This window comes from Kitasatospora sp. NPDC040550 (assembly GCF_055594965.1).
Map to the genome: position 1 here is coordinate 42,546 of NZ_JBVIWC010000038.1, position 22,793 is coordinate 65,338.

Sequence of the window (22,793 nt, forward strand, 5' to 3'; positions counted from 1 at the left end):
CGGCCCCCAGCGCCGGTCCGGCCCTGGCACCGAGCCCGCACCACAGCACCGCACCAGTTCCGACCGGAAGAGGAAACCCGTGACGTTCCGAATGCCCGCCGAGTGGACCGAGCACGAGGGCTGCCTGATGGCCTGGCCCGTACGGCCGGACCTCTGGGGCGACACCCTGGACGAGGCGAAGCGCGAGTACGCGACGGTCGCCCGCGCCATCGCCGAGTTCGAGCCGGTCACCATGGTGGCGCCGCCCGGCCACGGCGCCGAGGCGCGCGAGCACTGCGGCGAGGGCATCACCGTCCTCGAACTCCCGCTGGACGACTCCTGGTTCCGCGACAGCGCGCCGATCTTCGTGCTGGACGGCGAGGGCCGGCGGGCCGGCGTCGACTTCCGCTTCAACGCCTGGGGCCGCAAGCACCACCCCTGGGACGCCGACGACCGGATCAGCGCCCTGCTGCTGGACCACCTCGGCGTCCCCGCCGTCCGCTCCGGGATGATCCTCGAAGGCGGCGCCATCACCGTCGACGGCGAGGGCACCCTGATCACCACCGAGCAGTGCCTGCTCCACCCCAACCGCAACCCGGACCTGAGCCGGGCGGAGATCGAGGACGAACTCAAGGCCCGCCTCGGCGTCACCAAGGTGATCTGGCTGCCCTACGGCGGCGCGCTCGACACCGAGACCGACGGCCACGTCGACGGCGTCTGCGCCTTCGTCGCCCCCGGCAAGGTCGTCGTCCAGCTGCCCGCCGACCCCGCGCACCCGGACTACGTGCGGATGCGCGCCAACCGCACCGTGCTGGAGCACTCCACCGACGCCCAGGGCCGGCCCTTCGAGATCGTCGACCTCCCGCAGGCCGCCTTCGTCGAGGTCGGCGGCAACCGGGTCGAGGTCGGCTACCTCAACTTCTACCTGGCCAACGGCGGCGTCGTCGTCCCGGTCGCCGACCACCCCGAGGACGCGGGTGCGCTCGCCGTCCTCGCCGCGGCCCACCCCGACCGCACGGTGGTCGGCGTGCGCGCCCGGGTGATCGCCTACGGCGGCGGCGGCGTCCACTGCATCACCCAGCAGATCCCGGCCGCCCGGGCCTGACCCACCCCGGCCGCCCGGGCCCGCCCCCAACCGGCCCCCGGACGCGACCGCCCCACCGGCGCGTCCCCCCGCGGACCGGTACGGCCCGCACCCCGTACCGCTCCGCACCTCCCGTTCCGCACCGATCGGAAGACCACCCTCATGACGCTCGCACCCGCGAGACGCGCCACCACGCGCGGCCGGCTCGCCCTCGCCACCGCCCTGCTCTCGGCCGCGACCATGGTCGCCGCCTGCTCGGGCCCGCCGCGCGGCGGGGACTCCGGCCAGGCCGGCTTCCGGCTCTCCGCCTCCACCCCGCCCGCCAAGGGCGAGATCGACTCCTTCACCTGGGCCACCTACGCCGAGCCGCCGACCCTCGACTACATCCAGGCCTTCGACTACCCGCAGAACACGATCCTCTCCAACGTCTGCGAGAGCCTGATGCGCTGGACCCCCCAGCTCACCCTGGCGCCCGGCCTGGCCGAGAAGGCCGGCAACCCCGACCCGACCACCTGGGTCTACGACCTGCGCTCGGGGGTGCACTTCCACGACGGCACGGTGATGACCGCCGACGACGTCGTCTACAGCCTCGGCCGGCAGACCGACCCCAACAACGCGGCGGCCTGGGCCCAGACCTTCCAGAACGTCGACTCCATCACCAGGACCGGGCCGCTCCAGGTCACCGTCAAGCTCAAGCAGCCCGACTCCCAGTTCCCGCAGTACATGGCCACCGCCGCCGGCGTCGTCGCCGCCAAGGCCGGCATCGAGGCCGCAGGCAAGGACTACGGCACCAGCGGCAGCCTCGACTGCACCGGCCCCTATCGGCTCGGCACCTGGGCCAAGGGCCAGTCGCTCGAACTCCAGCGCTTCGACGACTACTGGGGCACCAAGGCCAAGTCCAAGAAGGTCGTGTTCAGCTTCCTCACCGACTCCTCCGCCCGCACCAACGCGATGCTGACCGGCGACGTCGACGGCGGCTACCTCATCCCCACCGAGAGCTACGACCGGCTCAGGAAGAGCGGCCCGGGCACGCTCTACTTCGGCGAGGGCCTGAGCACCGTCAACGTCAACGTCACCAACATGCAGGGCGCGCTCGGCGACGTCCGGGTGCGCCAGGCGCTGTCGCTGGCCCTGGACCGCAGCGGCCTCGTCAGGACCGGCCTGGCCGGCTCCGGCAGCGTCACCGGCTCCCTCACCACCAGGGCCGCCTGGGCCTCCGCCCCCGACGACGTCCGCAAGAGCGCCTTCGACGGCCTCACCCCCAGCGCGCAGGACATCGACAAGGCCAAGGCCCTGGTCAAGGAGGCCGGTGCGGGCGGCAAGACGCTCGTCATGGCCACCAGCACCATCGGTCAGGACGTCTCGCTGCTCGCCACCGCCGTCCAGGCCGCCGGCACCAGGATCGGGCTCGACATCCAGCTCAGGACGATCGCCCCGAACGCCTTCACCGCGCTCTTCACCGACGCCAAGGCGCGCGAGGGCATCGACATGTTCCCGGAGACGTACTACGACTCCATCACCGACCCGCTCGACCTGCTGGTCAATTTCCGCACCGGCGCGTACCAGAACTTCGCGGGCTACAGCGACAAGGCCTACGACGACCTGGTCGACCGGGCCGCCGCCGAGTACGACCCGGCCGAGCGCGGCGCGATCGAGGCCAAGCTCCAGCAGGCCGCCTCCCAGCAGCTGCTGTGGATCCCGGTCGCCGAGTGGCCCACCGCCGTCTTCCTCAACAAGCGGATCACCGGCGCCCCGACCACCATCTCGTACATGTACTACCCGTGGGCCGCCGATGTGGGGGCCGCACGGTGAGCTTCCTCCGATTCGCCGCCCGGCGGCTGGTCGAGATGGCGGTGACCCTGCTCGGCGCCTCGTTCGTGGTCTTCGGGGCCGTGTACCTGGCGCCGGGCAGCCCCGCGAGCTTCCTCCTGTCGGGCCGGTCGGCCTCGCCGGCCGCCCTCCGGGCGATCAACGAGCAGTACCACCTCGACGACCCCTTCCTGGTGCGGTACCTCCGCTGGCTCGGCCAGGTGCTGCAGGGCGACTTCGGCCGCTCCATCACCTACCGCACCGACGTGTCCGGGCTGCTCGCCGACCGGCTCCCCGCCACCCTGCTGCTGGTCGGCATGGCCCTGGTGATCGTGGTCGTCATCGGCCTGGCGCTCGGCCGGCTCGGCGCGGTGCGCGGCGGCGCCACCGACTCCACCATCCTGGTCACCACCACGATCGCCCTCGGCACGCCGTCCTTCGTCGCCGCCGTGCTGCTCCAGGGCCTGTTCGCCGTCAAGCTCGGCTGGTTCCCGGTCGGCGGCGTCGGCGACGGCCTCGGCGACATGCTCCGGCACCTCACCCTGCCGGCGCTCGCCCTCGCGCTCTACCTCATCGGCATGCTCGCCCGGGTCACCCGCACGGCCATGCTGGAGGCCCTGGAGGGCGAGCACGTCACCGTGGCCCGCAGCCGCGGCGTCCCCGAGCGCGAGGTGATCCGCCGCCACGTGTTCCGCAACTCGCTGGGCACCGTGCTGACCACCGGCGGCCTGATCGTCTCCACCCTGCTGGTCTGCACCATCCTGGTGGAGTCCGCGTTCAGCATCGGCGGCATCGGCCAGCTGCTCGAACTCTCCACCACCACCAAGGACTTCCCGACCGTCCAGGCCATCTCCCTGATCATCGTGGCCCTGTTCATGACGGTGAACCTGGTCGTCGACCTGCTCCACCCACTGGTCGACCCCCGGGTCACCCTCGGCTCCCGGAGGTCCGACGCATGAGCACCGGTCTCATCCAACGGCCGGACCTCACCCGCCGGCCCGGCCTCGGCCGACTCAAGGCCGCCCGCGCCCCGCTCCACCTGGCCTGCCTCGGCTTCGCCCTCCTGGTGGTGCTCGCCGCCCTGCTCGCCCCCTGGCTGTCGCCGTACGACCCGAACGCCGTCGACCTGAGCAACGCCCTCGCCGGGCCCTCGCCCGACCACCTGCTCGGCGTCGACACGGCCGGGCGCGACACCCTCTCCCGGCTGCTGCTCGGCGCCCGCACCTCGCTGCTCGGCCCGCTCGGCGTGGTCGCCTTCTCCACCGTCGCCGGCATCGCCGTCGGCCTCGCGGCCGGCTGGCGCGGCGGCTGGCTCGACTCCGCCCTCTCCCGCAGCACCGAACTGGTCTTCGCCTTCCCCGGCATGCTGCTCGCCATCCTGATCGTCTCGGTGTACGGAGAGAGCCTGCTCGCCCCCGTCGTCGCCCTGGCGATCGCCTACCTGCCCTACGTCTCCCGGCTCACCCGCTCCCTGGTGCTGGCCGAACGGACCCGGCCGTACGTCTCCGCCTACCAGGTCCAGGGCCACTCCGCCCCGCAGATCTGCCTGCGGCACGTCCTGCCCAACATCGCGCCGGTCGTCCTCGCCCAGTCCGCCGTCAACTTCGGCTACGCCTTGATGGACCTGGCCGGCCTGTCCTTCCTCGGCCTCGGCGTCCCCGCCCTCACCCCCGACTGGGGCCGGATGGTCTTCGACGGCCAGACCGCGATCCAGCACGGCTACCCGCTCTCCGCGATCCTGCCCTGCGCCCTGATCGTGCTCACCGTCGTCGCCTTCAACGTGGTCGGCGAGCGCTGGGCCGACCGGGTCGCCCGGAGGTCCGCATGACCGACCACCGCACCACTGGAAGGACCGCGTGAACGCCCTCGACATCCAGGGCCTCCGGCTCCGACTGCCCGGCACCGCCCGGCCCGTCCTCGACGGCGTCGACCTCACCGTCGCCCCCGGCGAAACCGTCGCCCTGGTCGGCGAGTCCGGCTCCGGCAAGACCCTCACCTCCCGTACCGCCCTCGGCCTGCTGCCCTCCGGCGGCGCACCGGAGGGCACCGTCCTGGTCGACGGCGAGGACGTCCTGACCATGGCCCCCGACCGGCTGCGCGCCCTGCGCACCGGCCAGGCCGCGATGATCTTCCAGGACCCCCGGGCCGCCATCAACCCGCTGCGCCGGATCGGCGACTTCCTCACCGAGAGCGTGCGCCTCGCCGGCACCATGAGCGCCGCCGCCGCCGACCGGCGGGCCGTCGAACTCCTCGACGCCGTCGGCCTCGGGCCGGAACTGCTGGGCCGCTACCCCGGGCAGCTGTCCGGCGGCATGCTCCAGCGCGTGATGATCGCCGCCGCCCTGATGGGCGACCCGATCCTGCTGCTCGCCGACGAGCCCACCACGGCGCTCGACGTCACCAGCCAGGCCGAGGTGGTCGCCCTGCTCGGCCGACTGCGCGAACGCTTCGGCACCGGGCTGCTGTTCGTCACCCACGACCTCGGCCTCGCCGCCGCGATCAGCGACCGGGTCTACGTGATGTACGCCGGACGGATCGCCGAGACCGGCCCCGCCGCCGAACTCTTCGCCCGGCCCCGCCACCCGTACACGGCCGCCCTGCTCGCCTCCACCCCGCGGCTGGACGCCCCGGCCGGTCGGCTCGCCGCCATCGACGGCCAACCACCGGATCTGCGGCAGGAGTTGACCGGCTGCGCGTTCGCCGCCCGGTGCTCCTTCGCCACCGAGGTGTGCCGGGAGCAGACCCCCGCGCCGACGGGGGAGCACCCGGTCGCCTGCCACCACCCGCTCGGGGACGGCCTGCGCGCCGACCGACCGCCCGCCGACCAACCGCGCGCCGACCGACCGCGCGCCGACCAACCGCTCGGGGACGGCCCGGTCGGGGACGGCCCGCTCGAAGGGAGCCGCGCCGATGCCTGAGCCCGTACTCCAGGTCACCGGGCTGCACCGGACCTTCGGCAGCGTCCGGGCGGTGGACGACGTCTCCTTCACCCTCGACGCCGGCGCCTCGCTCGGCATCGTCGGCGAGTCCGGCTCCGGCAAGACCACCACCGCGCGGATCATCGTCGGGCTCGAACGGGCCGACGAGGGGCGGGTCACCGTCCACGGCCGGCCCCGGACCGGCCGCGCCCGCGGCAAGGCCGAGCGGCTGGCCCGCGCCCGCGAGGTGCAGATGGTCTTCCAGGACCCGTACCTCTCGCTGGACCCGCGCACCAGCGTCGAGGCCGTCCTCCGGGAGACCCTGCGGCTGCACTTCCCCGACACCGACCACCAGGCCCGGATCAAGGAACTCCTCGACCAGGTCGGGCTCGGCACCAGGGCCGCCGACGCGCTGCCCCGCCGGCTCTCCGGCGGCCAGCGCCAACGCGTCGCCATCGCCCGGGCCCTGGCCGTGCGGCCGGCCGTCCTGGTGCTGGACGAGGCGGTCGCCGCCCTGGACGTGTCCGTCCAGGCGCAGGTGCTCAACCTGCTCGCCGACATCCGCGAGGAGACCGGCATCGGCTACCTCTTCATCACCCACGACCTCGGCGTGGTCCGCTGCGTCACCGACGAGGTCGTGGTGATGCGACACGGAAGGATCGTCGAGGCCGGACCGACCGCCCAGGTCCTCGACGACCCGCGGCACGCCTACACGGCACTGCTGCTGGAGTCCGTCCCCCGGCCCGGCTGGGATCCCGACGGGATCGCCGCCGCGCGCCGCGCGCTGTAGCGCGGCCCGGGACCGGCAGGCGGTGGGACCTGCCGGTCCCGGGTGAGGGGCGGCGCGGGCGGACGGCGCCTGCCGCCCGCCCGTCGCCCGCCTGCGGCCCGTCCGCGGCTCGTCCGCCGTCCGGCGGCCTCACCCGAACGGCGGAGCCGCGCCGCGCCGGAACCTGACCCCCCTTTCAGTAGCCTGCGGAGCCGAACCGACACCTACCGGAACGAGGCCCCATGGCTCCCTCCCGGCCGTCCCGCCGTGTGCTCCTCCAGTCCGGGGCCGCGTTCGCCGCCCTGGCCCTGGCCGGCGGCTGCTCCTCCGACAGCACGGCGGAGGAACAGCCCGGCCCGAGCGGCACGGCCGCGGGCACCCCGGCCCCGTCCGGCAGCCAGGCCGCCGCCCGGGCGATGCCCGCCGAGTCGGGCCCGCACACCCGCACCTTCCTGGCCTGGCCGGCCCTGGAGGAGGTGTGGGGCGACCAACTCCCCGGCGTCCGGCAGGACATCGCCTCGCTCGCCCAGGCCATCGCCGGCTTCGAGCCGGTCGTCCTGCTGGCCCGCCCCGACCAGGCCGACCAGGCCCGGCAGGCCTGCGGCTCCTCGGTCGAGGTGCTGGAGCTGATGGTCGACGACCTGTGGGCCCGGGACACCGGCCCGACCTTCGTCACCGGCCCCCAGGGCCTGGCCGGCGTCGACTTCAACTTCAACGGCTGGGGCAACAAGCAGACCCACGCCAACGACGGCCAGGTCGCCCGCAACCTCCTCGACCACTACGGCATCACCCGCATCCAGGCGCCGATCACCGGCGAGGGCGGCGGCATCGAGGTCGACGGCGAGGGCACCCTGATGGCCTGCGAGAGCTCCTGGGTCAACGACAACCGCAACCCCGGCAAGAGCCGGGACCAGATCGAGGCGGACTTCAAGGAGCTGCTCGGCGTCCAGAAGGTGATCTGGTTCAAGGGCGTCGCCGGCCAGGACATCACCGACTCCCACGTCGACGCGCTCGCCCGCTTCGCCGAGCCCGGCACCGTCGTCCTGCACCGCCCGGCCGCCGACACCCCGCCGGACGTCTGGACCACCGCCTCCGCCCAGGCCGTCCAGGTGCTCCAGTCCGCGACCGACGCCAAGGGCCGCACGCTCAAGGTGGTCGACCTCCCCGAACCCGACGTCGACCTGATCCAGGGCGCGGGCAAGAACTTCCTCGCCACGTACATCAACTACTACGTCTGCAACGGCGGCGTGATCGTCCCGAAGTTCGGCGACCAGGCCGCCGACGACAAGGCGGCCGGCATCATCGGCGACCTCCACCCCGGCCGCAAGGTCACCCAGGTCTCCATCAACCACATCGCCGCGGGCGGCGGCGGCATCCACTGCGCCACCCAGCAGCAGCCGGTCGCCGCGTCCTCCGGATCGGCCGGTGCGTCGTCCGGCCCGGCCTCGCCCGCCGCCTCGTCGTGAGGGGCCCCGGCCGACTGCGCGGCAACCGCTTCGCCCTCGCCCTGCTGCTGCTCGCCGTGCTCTGCTCGGCCGGCATCGCGCTGTACCTCAACGAGCGCGACACCCGGCAGCAGACCCGCGAACTGGCCCTGCCGACGGCGGCGGACTGGATCGAACTCGACCTCACCGCCCAGGAGATCGACCCCGGCTCGGGCGACCTCGGCCTCTACGTGGCGGCCGTCCCGCACGGCAGCCTCGCCGACGGTCCGGACTCCGCGGTGTTCACCCGGCAGGTCGACGTCACCGTCCACTCGGCGGCCCGCACCGACCTGCGGGCCGCGGCGGGGGAGGCCGTCACGGCCCAATCCGTCCAGGCCAACCTGTACGACGGCACCGAGTCCGACTACCCCTTCGACCGCTACCACTTCGAACTGGGTTTCTCGGCCACGGACAGCGCCGGCGCGGTGCCGGTCGGCCTGGTCTTCGCGGACGCAGACCCGTTCTTCGTGGTGCGGCCCGCCAGCACCCCGCACGCCTCCGGCGTGACCGTCCTGGACGGCCGGGTCAGCCGGGCGCGCAGCACCTTCATCCTCGCCTGGTTCATGATCGCCGCGATGTGGGCGCTCGCCCTGGCCGTGCTGGCCGGCGCGGAGGTGCTCTACCGCGGCGGCCAGGGGCTGGTCTGGCCCTCGCTCGGCTGGATGGCGGCGACCCTCTTCGCGCTGATCGGCATGCGCAACGCGGCACCGGGCGCGCCACCGGTCGGCTCGCTGATGGACTACCTGGCGTTCTTCTGGGCCGAGGGGATCATCGCCGCGAGCCTGACCGTCACCGTCATCGCCGGGGTCCGGGTCGAACACCGCAAGCGCCGCGCCGAGGCGGCGGCGGAGGTGGCGGAGGTGGCGGCCGGGGCTGCGGGGGCCGGACCGAACGGCCCGTCGGCCGCACCCGCCGGGCCCTGACGGTTCAGGAGCCGAGCCGGGCCAGTTCGGCATCGATCGCGTCGGCCATCAGCATCCGGGCGTGCGCCAGCGGCAGGCTGCCGCTCAGCCAGCGGGTGCTGAGGCCTTCGAGCAGTGCGGTCAGCCGCTCCGCCGCGCCGGCCAGCGCGACCGCCGAGGACATCGGCTGTACGGCGCCGAGCAGTTCGGCGATCTCCTGGACCCAGACCCGGGTGGCGCGCGCGAGGTCCTCGCGCAGGGTCTCGTCGAAGACGGCGCTGGCGCGCAGTTCGCCCCAGGCGGTGCTGTTCTCCCGGACCTCGACACTGTCCTGGAGCTCCAGCAGCAGCGTCTGCTCCAGCTCCTCGCGCGGCGTCAACGGCGGTGCGTCCGGGGCGCGTTCGGTCGTGTAGCGCTCGGCCCGGTCGTTGATGAACTCCAGCGTCTGCCGGAGGATGCCGGTACGGTCCTTGAAGTGGTAGTAGATCAGCGCGGTGGACACGCCCGCCTCGGCGGCGAGCTCCTCCACCCGCAGCCCGCGCACCCCGCGCCGCGCGATCACCCGCGCCGCTGCTTCCATGATCGACGTTTTCCTACTGGCCACGGTCCACCACCTTACCCGCGGGGCGCGCCAAGATCACTCCGTATGCTGAAAGTCCCGTCAGGTGGGATGCCGGGGGGTGGGCCGTGCGTCCTGACGACTTTCGGACAAGCTGCGCCCCGGGAGTGGAATTCTCCGATCCTCCGCTGAACTTTCACGTCTCCACCACCTAGGGTGACTCTCGTTCGACCGCCGGGTGGACCGGCGCAACGGGGGCACCTCATCCTCCTCGACACTCCAGGAGCACAACGGACATGATCCTGCGTCAGATAGTGAAGCGCGTGCGGACCCTGGCGGCCGGCCGGGGCGCGGGGGCCGCCGTGGCGTCGATCGCCCTGATCGCGGCCGTCGCCCTGGGCGGCACCGTCTCCGGCATGTCCACGGCCGAGGCCCGGACGGCGCGCTGGGGCAACGGCGGCACGTGGAGCTGCTCCGGACAGCCTGTCGCCGCCGGGAACGTCATCACCGACCACGACCCCAGCGGCTGCGGCGGCGCCGGCTCCTGGTACCAGCAGCCGGCCAAGGACGGCATCTGGACCTGTTCCGGCTCCCCGGTGGTGGCCGGCTACGTCATCACCGACCACCAGACCACCGGCTGCCGGGGCATGGGCTCCTGGCGGCACAACCTCGTCCACGACGGCATCTGGACCTGCTCCGGCTCGCCCGTCGTGCCCGGCTACGTCATCAGCAACCACTTCCGCAGCGGCTGCGGCGGCATCGGCAACTGGCAGCACAGCCTCCCGCACGACGGCATCTGGACCTGCTCCGGCTCCCCGGTGGTGGCCGGCTACGTGATCACCGGCCACACCGTGGCGGGCTGCGACGGCGCCGGGTCCTGGCGCCACAACACCGCCCGCGTCGGCCTCTGGACCTGCCCGGGCTCGCCCGTCCCGGCCGGCTTCCGGGCCACCCAGTACAACGCCGGCGCCTGCGACGGCCTCGGCGGCTGGGTCCTCGCCCGGGCCTGACGCACCGCCACCGGGCGGGTCGCCGTACGGCCTCCCCGTACGGCCTCTCCGTACGGCCTTCTCGTCCCGGTCGTCCCGGTCGTCCCCGTCCTACCGGGCCGGGTCGGCCAGGACGGCCTGCGCCGCGTTGTGCCCCGGGATCCCGCTGACCCCGCCGCCCCGGACGGCGCCCGCCCCGCACAGCAGCACGTTCGGGTGGGCCGTCGCCACGCCCCAGCGGGCAGCGGGGTCCGCCCGTCCCTCCCCGCTGCCGTCCCCGCCGTCCCCGCCGTCATTGCCGTCCTCGTCCTCGGTGAAGGGGAAGGCGAGGTCGCGATGGAAGATGTGGCCGCCCGGCAGCCGGAGCTCCCGCTCCAGCGCCGGCGGCGTCCGGGCCTCCACGCAGGGCCGTCCTTCGGCGTCCACGGCCAGGCAGTCGGCGATCGGCTCGGCCAGTACCGCGTCCAGCTGCGCCAGGCTCGCGGCCAGCGCGCGCTCCTCGGCCGCCGGGTCGCCGAACAGCCGGGCGGGCATGTGCAGTCCGAAGAGCGTCAGGGTCTGGTACCCCTGCCGTACGGCCTCCGGCCCGAGGATGGACGGGTCGGTGAGGCTGTGGCAGTAGATCTCGGACGGCGGCGCCGAGGGCAGTCGGCCGGCCAGCGCCTCGGTGTACGCGGTCTCCAACTGCCGGTAGCCCTCGGCGATGTGGAAGGTCCCGGCGAAGGCCTCGCGCGGGTCGGCGGCGGCGTCCCGCAGCCGGGGCAGTCGGCGCAGCACCATGTTGACCTTGAGCTGGGAGCCCTCCGGGGCGGGCCCCGGGTCCTCGCCCAGCAGCCGGGCCAGGGTGGCCGGCGCGGCGTTCACCAGCACCCGCCGCCCCGCCACCGTCGTCTCGCCGTCCCGGTGCCGGTACGTCACCTCGGCGTCGCCCCGGCCGTCGGTGGCGACGGCCGTCACCTCGCAGTCGGTCCGGATCTCCGCCCCGGCGGCCCGCGCGGCCCCGGCCAGGGCGTCCGTCACGGCACCCATCCCGCCGACCGGCACGTCCCAGTCACCGGTCCCGTTGCCGATGACGTGGTAGAGGAAGCAGCGGTTCTGCCGCAGTTCCGGGTCGTGGGCGTGGGTGAAGGTGCCGATCAGCGCGTCCGTCAGGACCACACCGCGCACCAGGTCGTCCGTGAAGCTCCGTTCGACCACCTCGCCGAGCGGACGCTCGAACAGGGCCGTCCAGGCGGCCTCGTCGCCGACCAGGCGACGGAACTCGGCGCGGGTGCGCAGCGGCTCGGTGAGGGTGGGGAACACCCGCCGGGCGACCTCCGCCGTCATCCCGTAGAAGCGCTGCCAGGCCCGCCACTCCCGGTCTCCGCCGGTCAGGCTCCGGAACGACTCCCTGGTGCGCTCCGGGTCCGACGCGTCCACCAGCAGCCCGGTGGGTTTCCCGTCCCGCAGGGTGGGGGTGTAGGAGGAGATCCGGCGGCGACGCAGGTCGAGCCGCAGCCCGAGGTCCCGCACCACCTGCCGGGGCAGCAGGCTGACCAGGTAGGAGTAGCGCGACAACCGGGCGTCCACGCCGGGGAACACCCGCGCGGAGACGGCGGCCCCGCCCACCTCGGGCAGCCGTTCGAGGACCAGCACCCGCCGCCCGGCCCGCGCCAGGTAGGCCGCGGCCACCAGTCCGTTGTGCCCGCCGCCGACGATCACGGCGTCGTACCGGGATGACACCACTGTGGTCATCCGGTCACGGTACGACACCGCACCCGGGCGGGGAACCCGCGCGACACCGGAGCTTCCGGGCCCGGCGCCCGCCACGGCCTCCGGGCCGTACGGCGTGGTCCCGCTCATGGGCGCCGGTGCCAGCGGCCTCGCCGGCAGCGTGCCTGGCGGTCCGCTAGGGTCAACACCCTTCATCCGTAAGATGATTGGTGGTGCTCCGATGCAGAGCTACGGCCGGACCGAGCTCGAGTGGGACGAGTTGGCGGAGGCCGCTCGCGACTACCTGGCCGAGGTCGCCAGGGCCGGTGGCCTGACGACGTACACCAAGCTGAGTGCGGCCCTGGTGGAGCGGACGGGGCAGCCCGGGTTCGACTTCTCGCGGGCGGACCACCGGGCGGCGGTCGGGCACCTGCTGTGGCTCGTCACCACGGCCGGCCGGACCGGGAAGGAACCGATGCTGTCCGCACTGGTTCGTTACGAGGGCATGAACGACGCCGGCCCCGGGTTCTACGGCCTGGCGCAGGAGCTCGGGCTCCTGTCGCTCGGCGCCTCCAGGGCGGAGAAGGACGCGTTCTGGAGCGGCCAGGTGGGAGCTCTGCACACCGCGTACGCCCGGCCCGGCGGTCCGGCCGGAGGGCGCTCCTGAGGGCGTCGCAGACTCTCGGGTTCTTCGATCGTCCCGATCCCGTCCCGGCCGTGGTGAGGTGCTGATCCGGGCCGAGGCCGCGGGGGTGCACCCCCGCGACCACCTGCTGCGCTCGGGCCCGGTCCCGGGCCCGACGGTGGGCGTCCGTTCCCTCGGGTGCTGGCCAAGCGCCGTCCGTCCGCTCTCCGACGCCGAGGCCGCCCTCGCCACCGTCGAGAACGGTCACGCTGCGGGCAAGGTCGTCATCGAGGTGGCACGAGAACCGCCCGGCCGGCCGACGCGAGGCCGCCACGGTCACGGGATCCGGCCCCGTGGTACGTTCCGGGACCAAGGGGGCGACATGGACGAGACTTCGACGGCACGTGACGAACTGGACCGACTGGGTCGGTCCCTGCGCGGGCAACTGGTCACCCTGGTCAAGGACCTGACCGTTCGTGTCCACCTCCGCCGACTCGCCCTCGGCGAGCCGCAGCCGGAGATCACGGACCGGCCCGATCCGCTGCGGCACCACCACTCGATGGCGTACCAGGGCAATCGTCCGGCGACCGTCACCGCCACCGAGACGTCCGACCGGGCGCTCTCCCTCCTCCACGCGGCCGGCTGGGACGTCACGACGTCACGGCTGGACGACGACGGGCGGGTCTGGACGGTGATCGTCGCCCGCCGGGACGGCAGCACCATCCGCGTCCTGACGAGCGACGACACCCCCGCGGTGGTCTTCCGCGGACAGACGGCGGACCTGGCCCTGCACGCCCCGCAACCGGAGCCTGAACCGGTGTCGGCACCGGCACCGGTTCCGGTGCGAACCCCGGAGCAACTCCCGGCGCCCCAGCCGGAACCGGAGCCGGAACCTGAGCCGGAGCCGGTGCGTACGCCGGAGACCCTCACGCCCGGCTACGTCCTCTGCTACGAGTGCGACGGCCTCGGCCGCTGCCCCACCTGCCACGGCCGCGGGTGGCTCCCCCGCCGCCCCGACGGCAAGCGCCGTTGCGGCGAATGCCGCACGACGAGGGCCTGCGCCATCTGCGGGGGAGACGGCGAGCTGAGCACCTACGACCTCTCCACCTACCAACGCGGCTACTACCCGGACCTGGACCAGCCCTGACCTCGGCCCCGGCCGGCCCAGCCGAAGACCGTTGCCCGCGCGTCCCGGCGGCGGGGACGGGCTCCGGACAGAACACTGTCGAACTGCGTTACAGCCCCTCGTGCCGCGCGGCCTGGGCCCGCGTCCACGCCCGTGGCAACAACGTCTGGGCGAACGTGGTCCGCCGGAAGGACAACCAGCGCTCGGGCTGCGGCAAGGCCTCCTGGGACTCGGGCTCCGGCCAGTACTACTGCTACCCCCCCAGGGTCAACGACGCCGGCTACCTCTCCCACGCCGTCGGCAACGCCACCGACTCCTCCGGCCAGATCGGCAGCCACCCGGGGTACACGCCCCTGTACTGGCACCGGTCCACCCATACCGACACACCGAGGTGTCAGGGGATGAACTGCGCTCCGAGCAGGCCGTGGCCGGCGTCCGCCGCCGCGCGCCACACCGGGGGTACACCGTCGAGCAGTGTGGTGATGTCGTCCCGGCCGCCCTCGTCGTGGAGGGCGGCGGCGAGCAGCAGCTCGGCCTGGTGCCGGCTCTGGGGGGTCCAGTCGTAGGCGCGTTCGACGGCGGGAAGGGTTTGTACGACCTGTTCCGGGGTGAGGAGAATGTCGCCGAACCAGCCGGGCAGTTCCGCGAACCGCTGCGGGCCGAGGGCGAAGGCCATGGCGGAGGCCGGGTAGGCCTTGCGGGCGGAGGCCACGACGTGCGGCAGGGACTTGTCGTAGCCCTGTTCCCAGGCCTCGTAGACGGTGCAGATCCGCTCGTCCAGTGCGGACGGGGCGGTGAGATCGATGAACCGGTCCATCGCCTCCGGGGTGCTGCCACTGGCCTGCCACCACCGGAGGAGGTCCGTGGACGCGGGGAGCGCGGCCTCCGCCTCGATGACCGGAGTGAGTTCCGGCGCGTACCGTGCGACGGCGTCGGGCCGCACGGGGATCAGGCACCACATGCCCAGGAAACTCATCGGCGGCCCCTCGTCGTGTGGCCGTGATGGTGTCACCCCCCTCCGACAACGGGATGCCGCGACGCCCGGGTCCGGGACGGAGGCTCCGGCGGTTCCTTCAATCCCCTCAGTCCGCTCATTCCGTGGCCGTCAGCCAGGCGTGGAGCCGGCGCAGGACGAGGGCCTCCGCCGAAGGGGTGGGCGCGGTCAGTGCCTGACGCAGTGCCCGGTCGGCCGCGTCGTGGGCTCCCGCGGCGATCAGCGACTGCAGGGCCCGCCACCGGGTCCCGTCGGCGACGCCCGGTGTCGTGCAGATTCGGCACCACAGGGGGACGGCCTCCTCGGCGAGCCCTTCACCGGCCAGGAGGGAGGCGAGCTCGGCGACTTGGTCGATCGTGCGGAGGGAGGCCGACAGTCGGCCGAGGACCTCCCGTACGCTCGCGGTGCCCGCCACGGCCGCCCATGACCGGACGACGGCCCGGAGTTCCGGGCCGGTCAGACCGGGGTCGTCGAGCAGTCGGCGTCCCAGTTCCATGACGGCCGTTTCCCGGCCGTGTTCGACCAGGACGGGCAGGAGCTCGGCGCGCAGTGCCGCCCCACCGTACGGGCGATTCTCCAGGGCCTTCAGGACCGCCGCACATCCCGACGCGGCATCGTGGCGCAGTACGACGCCGGCGGCGTTCGCGAACGCCTTGGTGCCGCTACCGGGCTGCTGGAGCACGTGGAGGGCGAGCGGCAGGACGGCGGCGGGCGTCGCACCGGCTTCGCGCAGCAGCCCCAGGGCGATCGAGTGGTCCTCGGGCTTCCCGTCGAGCTTCTCCAGCCAGTGCCGTACCTCGTCCGCCGCGTCCGGGCCGACGGCCCTGACGAGGACCATGAGTTCGAGCTGGAGGCTGTACCTCCTCCGGGTCGAGGCACCGAGGCTCATCCGGACCAGTTCGAGTGCCTGCTCGGCGAATCCCTCACGCAACAGGTCATGGGCGACGCTCGGGCGTTCGTCCCCGTTCCACCTCGAGATTCCGCGCATGAACGCGACGATGCGGTCGGCTCCGGCAGCGCCCTCCGTGTCGACCCACGCCGTCACGACGTCGCTGATGTCGTCGCCGCTGATCGACTCGTCGAGGAGGCGTCGGGTGAGCGGGGCGGCCTCGTCGGTGCGTCCGAACCGGAGCAGGGTGAGGATCAGGCCCCTGGCGGACCAGACCTGGGAGTCGTTCCTGGCTCCGATGATCCGGGCGACCTCCTCGGCAGCGTCCTCCCCGTCGACGGCGAACCACAGTTCTCCGGCCATCTCCAGACGTTGGTCATTGCGCTCGGGGCTGGTCAGCACGGACCGGGCGAGGTCCGCGAGGCCCTCGGTGCTGCCCTCCGCGAGGAGCAGGTCCCCGGCGGCCAGCAGGTGGAAGACGGAGGCACGGGGATCGGTGAGCAGACGCCTCAGGGCCTCGGTCCGGAACGGCACGCCCGACGGGTCGAGTGAGACGAGGTGCCGACAGCACAGCAGCACGGTGTCCGGCGTCCCCGTCGAAGCCATGCCTTCCAGGACGGTGATGCCGTCCCGCAGGGAAGCGACACTCGCGAGCGCGACGGCCGCCCCGGTACGCAGGGACGGCGGGAGGCCTGCCGCCTCCGCGACGGTGCGCAGACGGGCGGCGAGCCGGCGGTTCCCGCGCAGCTGGGACAACTCGGTGAGGACCTCGGCGTCGGACGTGGCGAACTGCGACTTGTCGTCACTGGCGAAGTCCGTGAGGCGGTCGATCACCGACAGTTCGAGTGCTTCACCCAAGGGCACTCCTGCCGTGACCAGGCGCAGTGCCATGATCCGGTGCTGCAGGTCGCCGGCCAGCAGGTGGCGGACGATCAGGCCGACGTCGTTGCCGGGCCGCCGCGCCCAGAGGGCGGAGGTGAACAGCATCCGGTTGCGCGCGCCGGCGCTGGTGGTGGCGGCGGCGGACCAGGGGCCGAGGTCCGGGAAGTCGGAGGGGATCCCGGCGGCCTCGTCCCGGGCGGCGAGGAACTCGGCGAACGACTGGTGGAGGAAGGACAACTCGGCGCCGTCGAAGGAGAGCACCCCGCTCTGCGCCAGGAACTGCCCGAGCTCACCGTCGGCGCCCTCGGGCCAGTGCAGGCCGGACGGGAGCCGGGCCGCCAGCCACCGCCGGGCCTCGCCGACGAGGGAGGTCTCCGGCAGCCCCTTGAGCCGGGCCCAGGCCAGGTGGGTCACCAACCGGTCGCGGTGTTCCAGCAGCCACGCGGCCAGGGGTCCCAGATCCCGCTGCTCCCAGCGTTCGACGAATCGCTTCGTGACCTCCCGGTTCCCCTCCCTGGCGGTCCTGAGCTGATCCAGGAAAGCCTCGTACAGGTCGACTCGGCCGCGGGGCAGTGGAGCGTGCGGGTTGCGGCTGCGGAAGGAGGCCGCGATGGTCGCCAGCAGCGGCACCCGGAGCACCTCCTGCAGACCGGCCTCGTCGACCTCGTCCAGGAACCGCCGGGCGTGCGTGGCGGCGTCGTCCGTGCCCTGGGCCCGGAACCAGCGTTCGGCGAAAGCGAGTTGCCGGTCGGTGTCGAACCCCTTGAGGGTGTAGAAGCCGATGCCCGGCAGGTCCTCGAACGGTTCGAGCTCGCCCTGCGGGAGGGGGCGGGAGGTGATGACGAACCGGAAGTGCCCGCCGGGCGGCATCTGCTCGGCGAGCTTCCTCAGGGCGTTGGCCCGGATGACCGGCGAGGACACCTCGTCCAGGCCGTCGACGACGACGAGCCACCGGACCCCGTGCGGCCGGCTCGCGAACCGGTCGTGGTGCACGGGTTCGGTCTGGGTACCGCTGCGGTTCACCGCCTCGCTCAACTGCCGGTACCAGGCCTGGGGCAGATGGAGGTCCGCCGAGGCGATGCGGACGGCGACCACGGCGCTCGGGTACCAGGGCTGTGCCCCGTCGTCCTCGTCCTCGCACAGCCAGTACCTGGCCACCTGCCGGACGAGGTGCCGGCCCAGGGTGGTCTTGCCGGTGCCCGGACCACCCGTGATGAAGAGGTGGTCGTGCGTCGACAGGGCCTCGGCGAGGGTCGATGCCGGTGGGCAGGGCCGCCGGATCGCCTCCTGCCCGGCCTGCCCGGACTGTTCGGGGCTCCGTGACAGGGGCTGGACGTCCTGTTCGACGTAGATGTCGGACAGCGGCGGCTTGACGACACCGAGCAGGTCGTAGGGGAACTGCTCGGCGGCGGAGGCCTGGCTGCGCAGCAGGTCCTCGAGCCACGGGTCGGGCACGGGGATGTCGGACCAGTCCACCGCCCTGGCGTCTGCCGCGCGCGTCGCCTGGCGTCGGGCGCGTTCCGCCCACCTCGACTGCCGATCGGCGCGCTTCCACAGGGCGGTGACGGCCTCCGGGGGGTGCCCGAGCGCCATGGCGAGTTGCTCGGCGGCCTGCCGTCGGCAGAGGCGGCGGGCGCCGAGAATCTCGTAGACGGTGTTCTTGTCGGGAGCCACCGGGGTGCCGGGCGCGCGGGGGGCCGTGAGGAAGCCGTTGACGCTGACGTGCCCGGTGGCTCGCAGCGCCGAGCGGAACCACTCGGCGAGCTCGGCCAGTTCCGGCCGCTCCCGCTGCTCGGTCTTCCTCGGCCGTCCGTTCGCCATGAGCCCGCTTTCCATGGGTTTCCGCAGAGTTTCCTCACGCTAGAGGGAAATCCCGCCGCAGGTGGAGGGTTCGTCGCATCGGTTCGACGAGTGACGGGGGTGCGGCGTGATGGTGTTCGACGCGGTGGTGACCGGTCCGGACGGTGCCCGGGCGGCGGCCGTGGCGGTCCCGGTGGTGATCGCAGCGGTGGCGCGCCGCTGGCTGCGCTACCGGGAGGCCGTGCGGCGGGAGGCGGAGCGCACCCGGCAGGTCGAGACGGCCGTCGCGGGTACGGAGTCACGGCACCGGGCCGAGGTGATGGCGGCGTGCGCCTGGCTCCGGGAGCCGCCGCGGACGCACGACGGGCACAGTTCGACGCCGGATCGGGCGACGTCGGACCGGCTGAACCGTCGTTCGGGAGGCTGACTGTGCGTGCCGGTGGTGTTACGCTCGCCGCAAGAGAGAGTTGGCTCTCACTTGTTGGGTCCGGGTGTCGTTCGTCCGCCCCGGCCCGGGTGAGCAGGAGAGAGCCGCTCCGTCGAGTGTTCGCTGCTCTGGTGGCCCTTCGGCCGGTGAGGAGAGACCATGACCGCCCCCGCACCGCAGTTACCCTTCGAACGTCCCAACGCCCTGGACCTGGCGCCGCTGTTGGCGCGCCTGCGGGAGGAAGGGCCGATCACGCGGGTGACGACACCCGCGGGCGATCCGGCCTGGCTGGTGACCCGTTACGAGGAAGCCCGGGAGATCCTGAGCGACACCCGGTTCTCCCGGCTGCGCCCCGACACCGCGGACTCCCCGCGGATCTCGGCCTCGGCGCTGCACACCCGCACCGCCCCCACACCCGAGGAGGAGGACCGCGAGCACGCCCGGATGCGGCGGATGCTGGCACCCGCGTTCAGCGCGCCGCGGATGCGCCGGCTGGGCGAGCGGATCGGGGAACTCGCCGCGTCCTGCCTGGACGCGATGGAGCAGGAGCGTGCACGGGATCCGCGACGCGCCGTCAACCTGCACGACCACCTGTCCTTCCCGCTGCCCGTGATGGTGATCTGCGAGCTGCTCGGCGTGCCGGTCGCGGACCGGGAGCTGCTGCGCGGCTGGTCGGAGCGGATCGCCGCACTGTACGGCGAGGTCGACGGGGCCGCGGCCATGGCCGAGTTCGAGGCGTACGTCGCCTCCGTCGCCGAGGACAAGCGCAAGCGGCCGGGCCAGGACGTGATCAGCGACATCCTGGCCGTCCAGGCGCAGGACCCGTCCTTCACCGAGGAGGAGATGACCCGCCTGGCGGTGGGACTGCTGTTCGCGGGCCATGAGACGACGTCGACCCGGATCGACCTCGGAGTCCTGTTCCTGCTGAGCGACACCGCCCGGCGCGACCGCTTCGCCGCCGACCCCGAGGGATCGGCCCGCGCCACCGTGGAGGAGGTCCTGCGGATGGCCGCGCCCGGCGCCCTGGGCCTGACCCGCTACGCCCGCGAGGAGATCACCGTCGCGGGGACGGCGATCGCGCGGGGCGAGGCGGTGCTGGTGGCGATCAACGCCGCGAACCGGGACGGGCGGGCGTTCGAGGAGCCGGACACCTTCGACCCGTCGCGTTCCCCCAACGCCCACCTCGCCTTCGGGCACGGCGGCCACTACTGCATCGGCAACGCGCTGGCCCGCACCGAGATGCAGATCGCGCTGACCGCGCTGTTCCGACGCTTTCCCGGCCTGCGGCTGGCGGTGGACCCGCGCAGCCTGCGCGACCACTCCGAACGGCTGGCGGGCGGCATCGGCGAGGTCCCGGTGCTGTGGTGAACGAGGACCCGTGGCGCGAGCGGCCCGCCGCGCGGGTGGTGGCGGACACCTCGCGGTGCGTCTCCTCGGGGCAGTGCGCGGTGACCGCGCCGTCCGTGTTCGACCAGGACGACTCCGGGCAGGTCGTCGTGCTCGCCGCCGAGCCCGTCGGACCGGCGGCGGCGCAGGCCCGCGAGGCGGCCGCCAGGTGCCCGGTCTCGGTGCTCCGGCTGCAACCGGCGGGATAGCGCGTCAGACGTCAGAAGTCAGACGTCAGATGTCGGGCGCCTGGCGCCCGACCTCAGGGCGTGCGGGCGCGCAGCGCGGGGGCGGGGCAGGGCAGTGGGCGGGCCCCGGTGGGGGAGAGGCCGTCGAGGACGAGGGCCAGGTACCGGCGCCAGCCGTCCTCACCGGGGTCGACCGTCCACAGCACCGAGACCAGCATGACGACGACGCGGTGCAGGTCGTCGGGCACCAGGTCGGCCCGGATCACCCCCTCCGCCTGACCGCGTGCCAGGAGGACGTCGAGGGCGGCGAAGAACTCCTCACCGGTCGCCGGGGTCAGCACCCCGGCGGCACGGGCCGCGGCCAGCACGTTGTAGTCCCCGGCCACCGACTCCAGGGCCGCCGCCAGCACCCGGGCCAGCCCGCCCGCAGGATCGGGTTCGTGGGCGGCGGCCCGGATGACGGGCCGGACGTGCTCGTCGAAGCGCTGGTCCAGCACGGCGCGCAGGAGCGCGGCCTTGTCGGGGAAGCGGCGGAAGAGCGTGGCGGCCCCGAGGCCGGCCCGCCGCGCCACGTCGTGGAGATGGGCATCGGGGCCCTGCTCGGCGAAGACCTCCCGGGCAGCCCGGATGATCTTCTCCGCGTTGCGGGCGGCGTCGGCGCGCAGCAGCCGGGGAGCGTCGGGGACCATCCCGGCACCCTATCGCCGCAGCGGCCGCTACCCGAGGCCCTCCGCGACGTGGACGAGTCAAGCGAGGCAGGAGGCGGCAGCTGTCGGCTGTCGGCGCCCTGTTCGGAGCTGCGTCGGGATCGCCGGCGCGCCGGTTCAGCCCCCATTTACCGTTCGACGACGTACAGTTGGAGAGATCCGTCATGTTCACATCAGGACACCGACGAGAAGGAGTGCCTTTCTTGACCACTCACCTCAGGACCGGCGCCCGCGTGCGGATGGTTCCCGCGCTGGCCGCGACGCTGTGCGGGATCATCGGCGGCACCGCGCTCGGAACCTCCCCGGCCACCGCGGCCGACCAGCGCCACCCGATCTACGCCATCGCCCACCGGGTCGACACCCTGGACGGCGTGGACGCGGCGCTCAAGCACGGCGCCAACGGCATCGAGATCGACGTCTGCGCCTGGTGGAACCCCAACGAGTGGCGCGCGTACCACGACTGTTCCTCGGCCGGGGAGAACCGGCTCGGCCCCAGCTTCGACAGCATGATCGACCGCATCCTCGCCAACGCCAACGCGGGTCGCCGGCTGTCACTGGTCTGGCTGGACATCAAGGACCCCAACTACTGCGGGGAGGAGCCCAACCGCACCTGCAGCGTCGCGGGCCTCCACGACAAGGCGCAGCGGCTGACCGCCGCCGGCATCCAGGTCCTCTACGGCTTCTTCGAGTACCACGGCGGCAACACCCCCGATGTCGGCGGCCGCGGCTGGAAGAGCCTGGAGGGCAAGCTCGGCCGCCTGGAGGGCATGACCACCACCGGGGCCCGTGACAAGGTCGTCGGCGCCTTCAACAGCTCCGGCGCCGGCATCCCGGCCGGCCACCGGGCGATGGACTACGGCGACACCGACATCAAGAACGGGTTCGGCAACTGCACCGAGGCCACCTGGAACACCTGCGCGGAGCTCAAGAAGGGAGCGGCCGACCGGGCAGCCGGCCGACTCGCCGCCACACTGTCCTGGACGGCCACCTACAACGACCCCTGGTACGTCGACAAGCTGCTCGGCGACGCCCAGGTCGACGGCATCATCGCGGGCTACGGCGCCTTCACCGGCGTGCGGGAGTACGACGACAGCTGGCAGTGCGCCAACGCGATCAACCTCGTCCGCGACTGGGTCAACCGCCACAGCGGCACCCACCGGATGGCCAACAGCGGTGACCGCCTCTTCAAGTAGGGGACCGTCAGCCCCGGACCGCTCCCGCGCGGCCCGGGGCTGGGCATTTGTTTCGGGTGAGGAGTAGGGGTACTGTCTCCCAGTCGCCCAATGGGGAGCACCGGACACGCGATCGCGCGGACGGTTCCGGGGCGGCCAATCCACGAGAAACAGCACAGGCCGGCTTCGGCATGCCTGGTTATCGGGATTGCGGCCGGATTCGCTTTTCGGAGCGGGGCTCGGTTAGAGTTTGAAACGTCGGACGGGACATCAAATCCCGGAAGACAACGGCGAGTTGGATGACGAAGCCCCGGAATCGGAGCGGAAAACATCTGATAAGCTGGAAACACGAAAGAACGAAGCGCCCGGAGGGCCCGCTGGAAGGCGGTCCGAAGGAAGCGTCCGTTCCTTG

General features: G+C 73.1%; 20 protein-coding genes and 1 pseudogene. 16 read left to right on the forward strand and 5 right to left on the reverse strand.

Annotated elements, in window-relative coordinates:
• The first annotated feature begins 79 nt into the window (after positions 1-79).
• The 8 genes from ACZ58X_RS36550 to ACZ58X_RS36585 all read left to right on the forward strand — a co-directional run bounded on the left by ACZ58X_RS36550 (position 80) and on the right by ACZ58X_RS36585 (position 8,966).
• Positions 80-1,084, forward strand: a complete 1,005-nt coding sequence (locus ACZ58X_RS36550; RefSeq protein WP_470337877.1) for an agmatine deiminase family protein — start codon at positions 80-82, stop codon at positions 1,082-1,084.
• A 141-nt stretch (positions 1,085-1,225) separates the two neighbouring features.
• Complete coding sequence (locus ACZ58X_RS36555) at positions 1,226-2,875, forward strand: ABC transporter substrate-binding protein (RefSeq protein ID WP_470337878.1); 1,650 nt, start codon at positions 1,226-1,228, stop codon at positions 2,873-2,875.
• The gene (locus ACZ58X_RS36560; protein WP_470337879.1) at positions 2,872-3,831 is read left to right on the forward strand and encodes an ABC transporter permease; all 960 of its coding nucleotides are present in this window, start codon (positions 2,872-2,874) and stop codon (positions 3,829-3,831) included. Before ACZ58X_RS36555 ends, ACZ58X_RS36560 begins: the two co-directional genes overlap by 4 nt.
• Entirely contained in the window at positions 3,828-4,700 is an 873-nt protein-coding gene (locus ACZ58X_RS36565) for an ABC transporter permease (protein ID WP_470337880.1), read from the forward strand. The genes ACZ58X_RS36560 and ACZ58X_RS36565 overlap by 4 nt, the downstream gene beginning before the upstream one ends.
• Positions 4,701-4,728: 28 nt before the next feature.
• Positions 4,729-5,790 (forward strand): ABC transporter ATP-binding protein, encoded by a 1,062-nt coding sequence (locus tag ACZ58X_RS36570; RefSeq protein ID WP_470337881.1) that lies wholly within the window; start codon positions 4,729-4,731, stop codon positions 5,788-5,790.
• The gene (locus ACZ58X_RS36575; RefSeq protein WP_470337882.1) at positions 5,783-6,580 is read left to right on the forward strand and encodes an ABC transporter ATP-binding protein; all 798 of its coding nucleotides are present in this window, start codon (positions 5,783-5,785) and stop codon (positions 6,578-6,580) included. The genes ACZ58X_RS36570 and ACZ58X_RS36575 overlap by 8 nt, the downstream gene beginning before the upstream one ends.
• A gap of 221 nt (positions 6,581-6,801) precedes the next feature.
• On the forward strand, positions 6,802-8,025 hold the full coding sequence (locus ACZ58X_RS36580) for an agmatine deiminase family protein (RefSeq protein ID WP_470337883.1): 1,224 nt from the start codon (positions 6,802-6,804) through the stop codon (positions 8,023-8,025).
• Positions 8,022-8,966 (forward strand): DUF4436 family protein, encoded by a 945-nt coding sequence (locus tag ACZ58X_RS36585; RefSeq protein WP_470337884.1) that lies wholly within the window; start codon positions 8,022-8,024, stop codon positions 8,964-8,966. The genes ACZ58X_RS36580 and ACZ58X_RS36585 overlap by 4 nt, the downstream gene beginning before the upstream one ends.
• Before the next feature lie 4 nt (positions 8,967-8,970).
• On the opposite strand, the gene ACZ58X_RS36590 is transcribed toward ACZ58X_RS36585, so the two are convergent.
• Positions 8,971-9,525 (reverse strand): TetR/AcrR family transcriptional regulator, encoded by a 555-nt coding sequence (locus ACZ58X_RS36590; RefSeq protein ID WP_470337885.1) that lies wholly within the window; start codon positions 9,523-9,525, stop codon positions 8,971-8,973.
• A 275-nt stretch (positions 9,526-9,800) separates the two neighbouring features.
• On the opposite strand from ACZ58X_RS36590, the gene ACZ58X_RS36595 reads away from it, so the two are divergent.
• Entirely contained in the window at positions 9,801-10,514 is a 714-nt protein-coding gene (locus ACZ58X_RS36595; RefSeq protein WP_470337886.1) for a hypothetical protein, read from the forward strand.
• Positions 10,515-10,604: 90 nt separating this feature from the next.
• On the opposite strand, the gene ACZ58X_RS36600 is transcribed toward ACZ58X_RS36595, so the two are convergent.
• Positions 10,605-12,227 (reverse strand): phytoene desaturase family protein, encoded by a 1,623-nt coding sequence (locus tag ACZ58X_RS36600; RefSeq protein WP_470337887.1) that lies wholly within the window; start codon positions 12,225-12,227, stop codon positions 10,605-10,607.
• A gap of 199 nt (positions 12,228-12,426) precedes the next feature.
• Here ACZ58X_RS36600 and ACZ58X_RS36605 point away from each other — a divergent pair, with 199 nt between their 5' ends.
• The 3 genes and pseudogenes from ACZ58X_RS36605 to ACZ58X_RS36615 all read left to right on the forward strand — a co-directional run.
• Positions 12,427-12,852, forward strand: coding sequence for a hypothetical protein (locus ACZ58X_RS36605; protein WP_470337888.1), 426 nt, complete (start codon positions 12,427-12,429; stop codon positions 12,850-12,852).
• Positions 12,853-13,192: 340 nt separating this feature from the next.
• Positions 13,193-13,957, forward strand: a complete 765-nt coding sequence (locus tag ACZ58X_RS36610; protein WP_470337889.1) for a hypothetical protein — start codon at positions 13,193-13,195, stop codon at positions 13,955-13,957.
• Positions 13,849-14,208: pseudogene (locus ACZ58X_RS36615) on the forward strand (DUF2690 domain-containing protein); the annotation flags it as partial. The gene ACZ58X_RS36610 and the pseudogene ACZ58X_RS36615, both read left to right, overlap by 109 nt.
• Positions 14,209-14,330: 122 nt before the next feature.
• Here the strand turns inward: ACZ58X_RS36615 and ACZ58X_RS36620 are convergent.
• Together ACZ58X_RS36620 and ACZ58X_RS36625 are read right to left on the reverse strand one after the other, a co-directional pair.
• On the reverse strand, positions 14,331-14,912 hold the full coding sequence (locus tag ACZ58X_RS36620) for a hypothetical protein (RefSeq protein ID WP_470337890.1): 582 nt from the start codon (positions 14,910-14,912) through the stop codon (positions 14,331-14,333).
• A gap of 115 nt (positions 14,913-15,027) precedes the next feature.
• The gene (locus ACZ58X_RS36625; RefSeq protein ID WP_470337891.1) at positions 15,028-18,522 is read right to left on the reverse strand and encodes an NACHT domain-containing protein; all 3,495 of its coding nucleotides are present in this window, start codon (positions 18,520-18,522) and stop codon (positions 15,028-15,030) included.
• A gap of 109 nt (positions 18,523-18,631) precedes the next feature.
• On the opposite strand from ACZ58X_RS36625, the gene ACZ58X_RS36630 reads away from it, so the two are divergent.
• The 3 genes from ACZ58X_RS36630 (at position 18,632) to ACZ58X_RS36640 (ending at position 20,523) form a co-directional block, all read left to right on the forward strand.
• Positions 18,632-18,928: a hypothetical protein gene (locus ACZ58X_RS36630; RefSeq protein WP_470337892.1), complete on the forward strand. Its 297-nt coding sequence runs from the start codon at positions 18,632-18,634 to the stop codon at positions 18,926-18,928.
• Positions 18,929-19,087: 159 nt separating this feature from the next.
• Positions 19,088-20,296 carry a cytochrome P450 gene (locus tag ACZ58X_RS36635; protein WP_470337893.1) on the forward strand — a complete coding sequence of 403 codons (1,209 nt, stop codon included), beginning with the start codon at positions 19,088-19,090 and terminating at the stop codon, positions 20,294-20,296.
• The gene (locus ACZ58X_RS36640) at positions 20,293-20,523 is read left to right on the forward strand and encodes a ferredoxin (protein WP_470337894.1); all 231 of its coding nucleotides are present in this window, start codon (positions 20,293-20,295) and stop codon (positions 20,521-20,523) included. Before ACZ58X_RS36635 ends, ACZ58X_RS36640 begins: the two co-directional genes overlap by 4 nt.
• 53 nt (positions 20,524-20,576) lie before the next feature.
• Here the strand turns inward: ACZ58X_RS36640 and ACZ58X_RS36645 are convergent, their stop codons facing one another.
• Complete coding sequence (locus ACZ58X_RS36645) at positions 20,577-21,191, reverse strand: TetR/AcrR family transcriptional regulator (RefSeq protein ID WP_470337895.1); 615 nt, start codon at positions 21,189-21,191, stop codon at positions 20,577-20,579.
• A 212-nt stretch (positions 21,192-21,403) separates the two neighbouring features.
• Here ACZ58X_RS36645 and ACZ58X_RS36650 point away from each other — a divergent pair, with 212 nt between their 5' ends.
• Entirely contained in the window at positions 21,404-22,402 is a 999-nt protein-coding gene (locus tag ACZ58X_RS36650; RefSeq protein ID WP_470337896.1) for a PI-PLC domain-containing protein, read from the forward strand.
• The last annotated feature ends 391 nt before the right edge of the window (positions 22,403-22,793 follow it).

What these genes read in the sequence shown, in the direction of transcription:
- ACZ58X_RS36555 (WP_470337878.1), top strand. Translation starts at nt 1,226, where the DNA reads ATGACGCTCGCACCCGCGAGACGCGCCACCACGCGCGGCCGGCTCGCC.
- ACZ58X_RS36565 (WP_470337880.1), top strand. Translation starts at nt 3,828, where the DNA reads ATGAGCACCGGTCTCATCCAACGGCCGGACCTCACCCGCCGGCCCGGC.
- ACZ58X_RS36575 (WP_470337882.1), top strand. Translation starts at nt 5,783, where the DNA reads ATGCCTGAGCCCGTACTCCAGGTCACCGGGCTGCACCGGACCTTCGGC.
- ACZ58X_RS36580 (WP_470337883.1), top strand. Translation starts at nt 6,802, where the DNA reads ATGGCTCCCTCCCGGCCGTCCCGCCGTGTGCTCCTCCAGTCCGGGGCC.
- ACZ58X_RS36590 (WP_470337885.1), bottom strand. Translation starts at nt 9,525, where the DNA reads ATGGAAGCAGCGGCGCGGGTGATCGCGCGGCGCGGGGTGCGCGGGCTG.
- ACZ58X_RS36595 (WP_470337886.1), top strand. Translation starts at nt 9,801, where the DNA reads ATGATCCTGCGTCAGATAGTGAAGCGCGTGCGGACCCTGGCGGCCGGC.
- ACZ58X_RS36600 (WP_470337887.1), bottom strand. Translation starts at nt 12,227, where the DNA reads ATGACCACAGTGGTGTCATCCCGGTACGACGCCGTGATCGTCGGCGGC.
- ACZ58X_RS36605 (WP_470337888.1), top strand. Translation starts at nt 12,427, where the DNA reads ATGCAGAGCTACGGCCGGACCGAGCTCGAGTGGGACGAGTTGGCGGAG.
- ACZ58X_RS36610 (WP_470337889.1), top strand. Translation starts at nt 13,193, where the DNA reads ATGGACGAGACTTCGACGGCACGTGACGAACTGGACCGACTGGGTCGG.
- ACZ58X_RS36620 (WP_470337890.1), bottom strand. Translation starts at nt 14,912, where the DNA reads ATGAGTTTCCTGGGCATGTGGTGCCTGATCCCCGTGCGGCCCGACGCC.
- ACZ58X_RS36625 (WP_470337891.1), bottom strand. Translation starts at nt 18,522, where the DNA reads ATGGCGAACGGACGGCCGAGGAAGACCGAGCAGCGGGAGCGGCCGGAA.
- ACZ58X_RS36630 (WP_470337892.1), top strand. Translation starts at nt 18,632, where the DNA reads ATGGTGTTCGACGCGGTGGTGACCGGTCCGGACGGTGCCCGGGCGGCG.
- ACZ58X_RS36635 (WP_470337893.1), top strand. Translation starts at nt 19,088, where the DNA reads ATGACCGCCCCCGCACCGCAGTTACCCTTCGAACGTCCCAACGCCCTG.
- ACZ58X_RS36645 (WP_470337895.1), bottom strand. Translation starts at nt 21,191, where the DNA reads ATGGTCCCCGACGCTCCCCGGCTGCTGCGCGCCGACGCCGCCCGCAAC.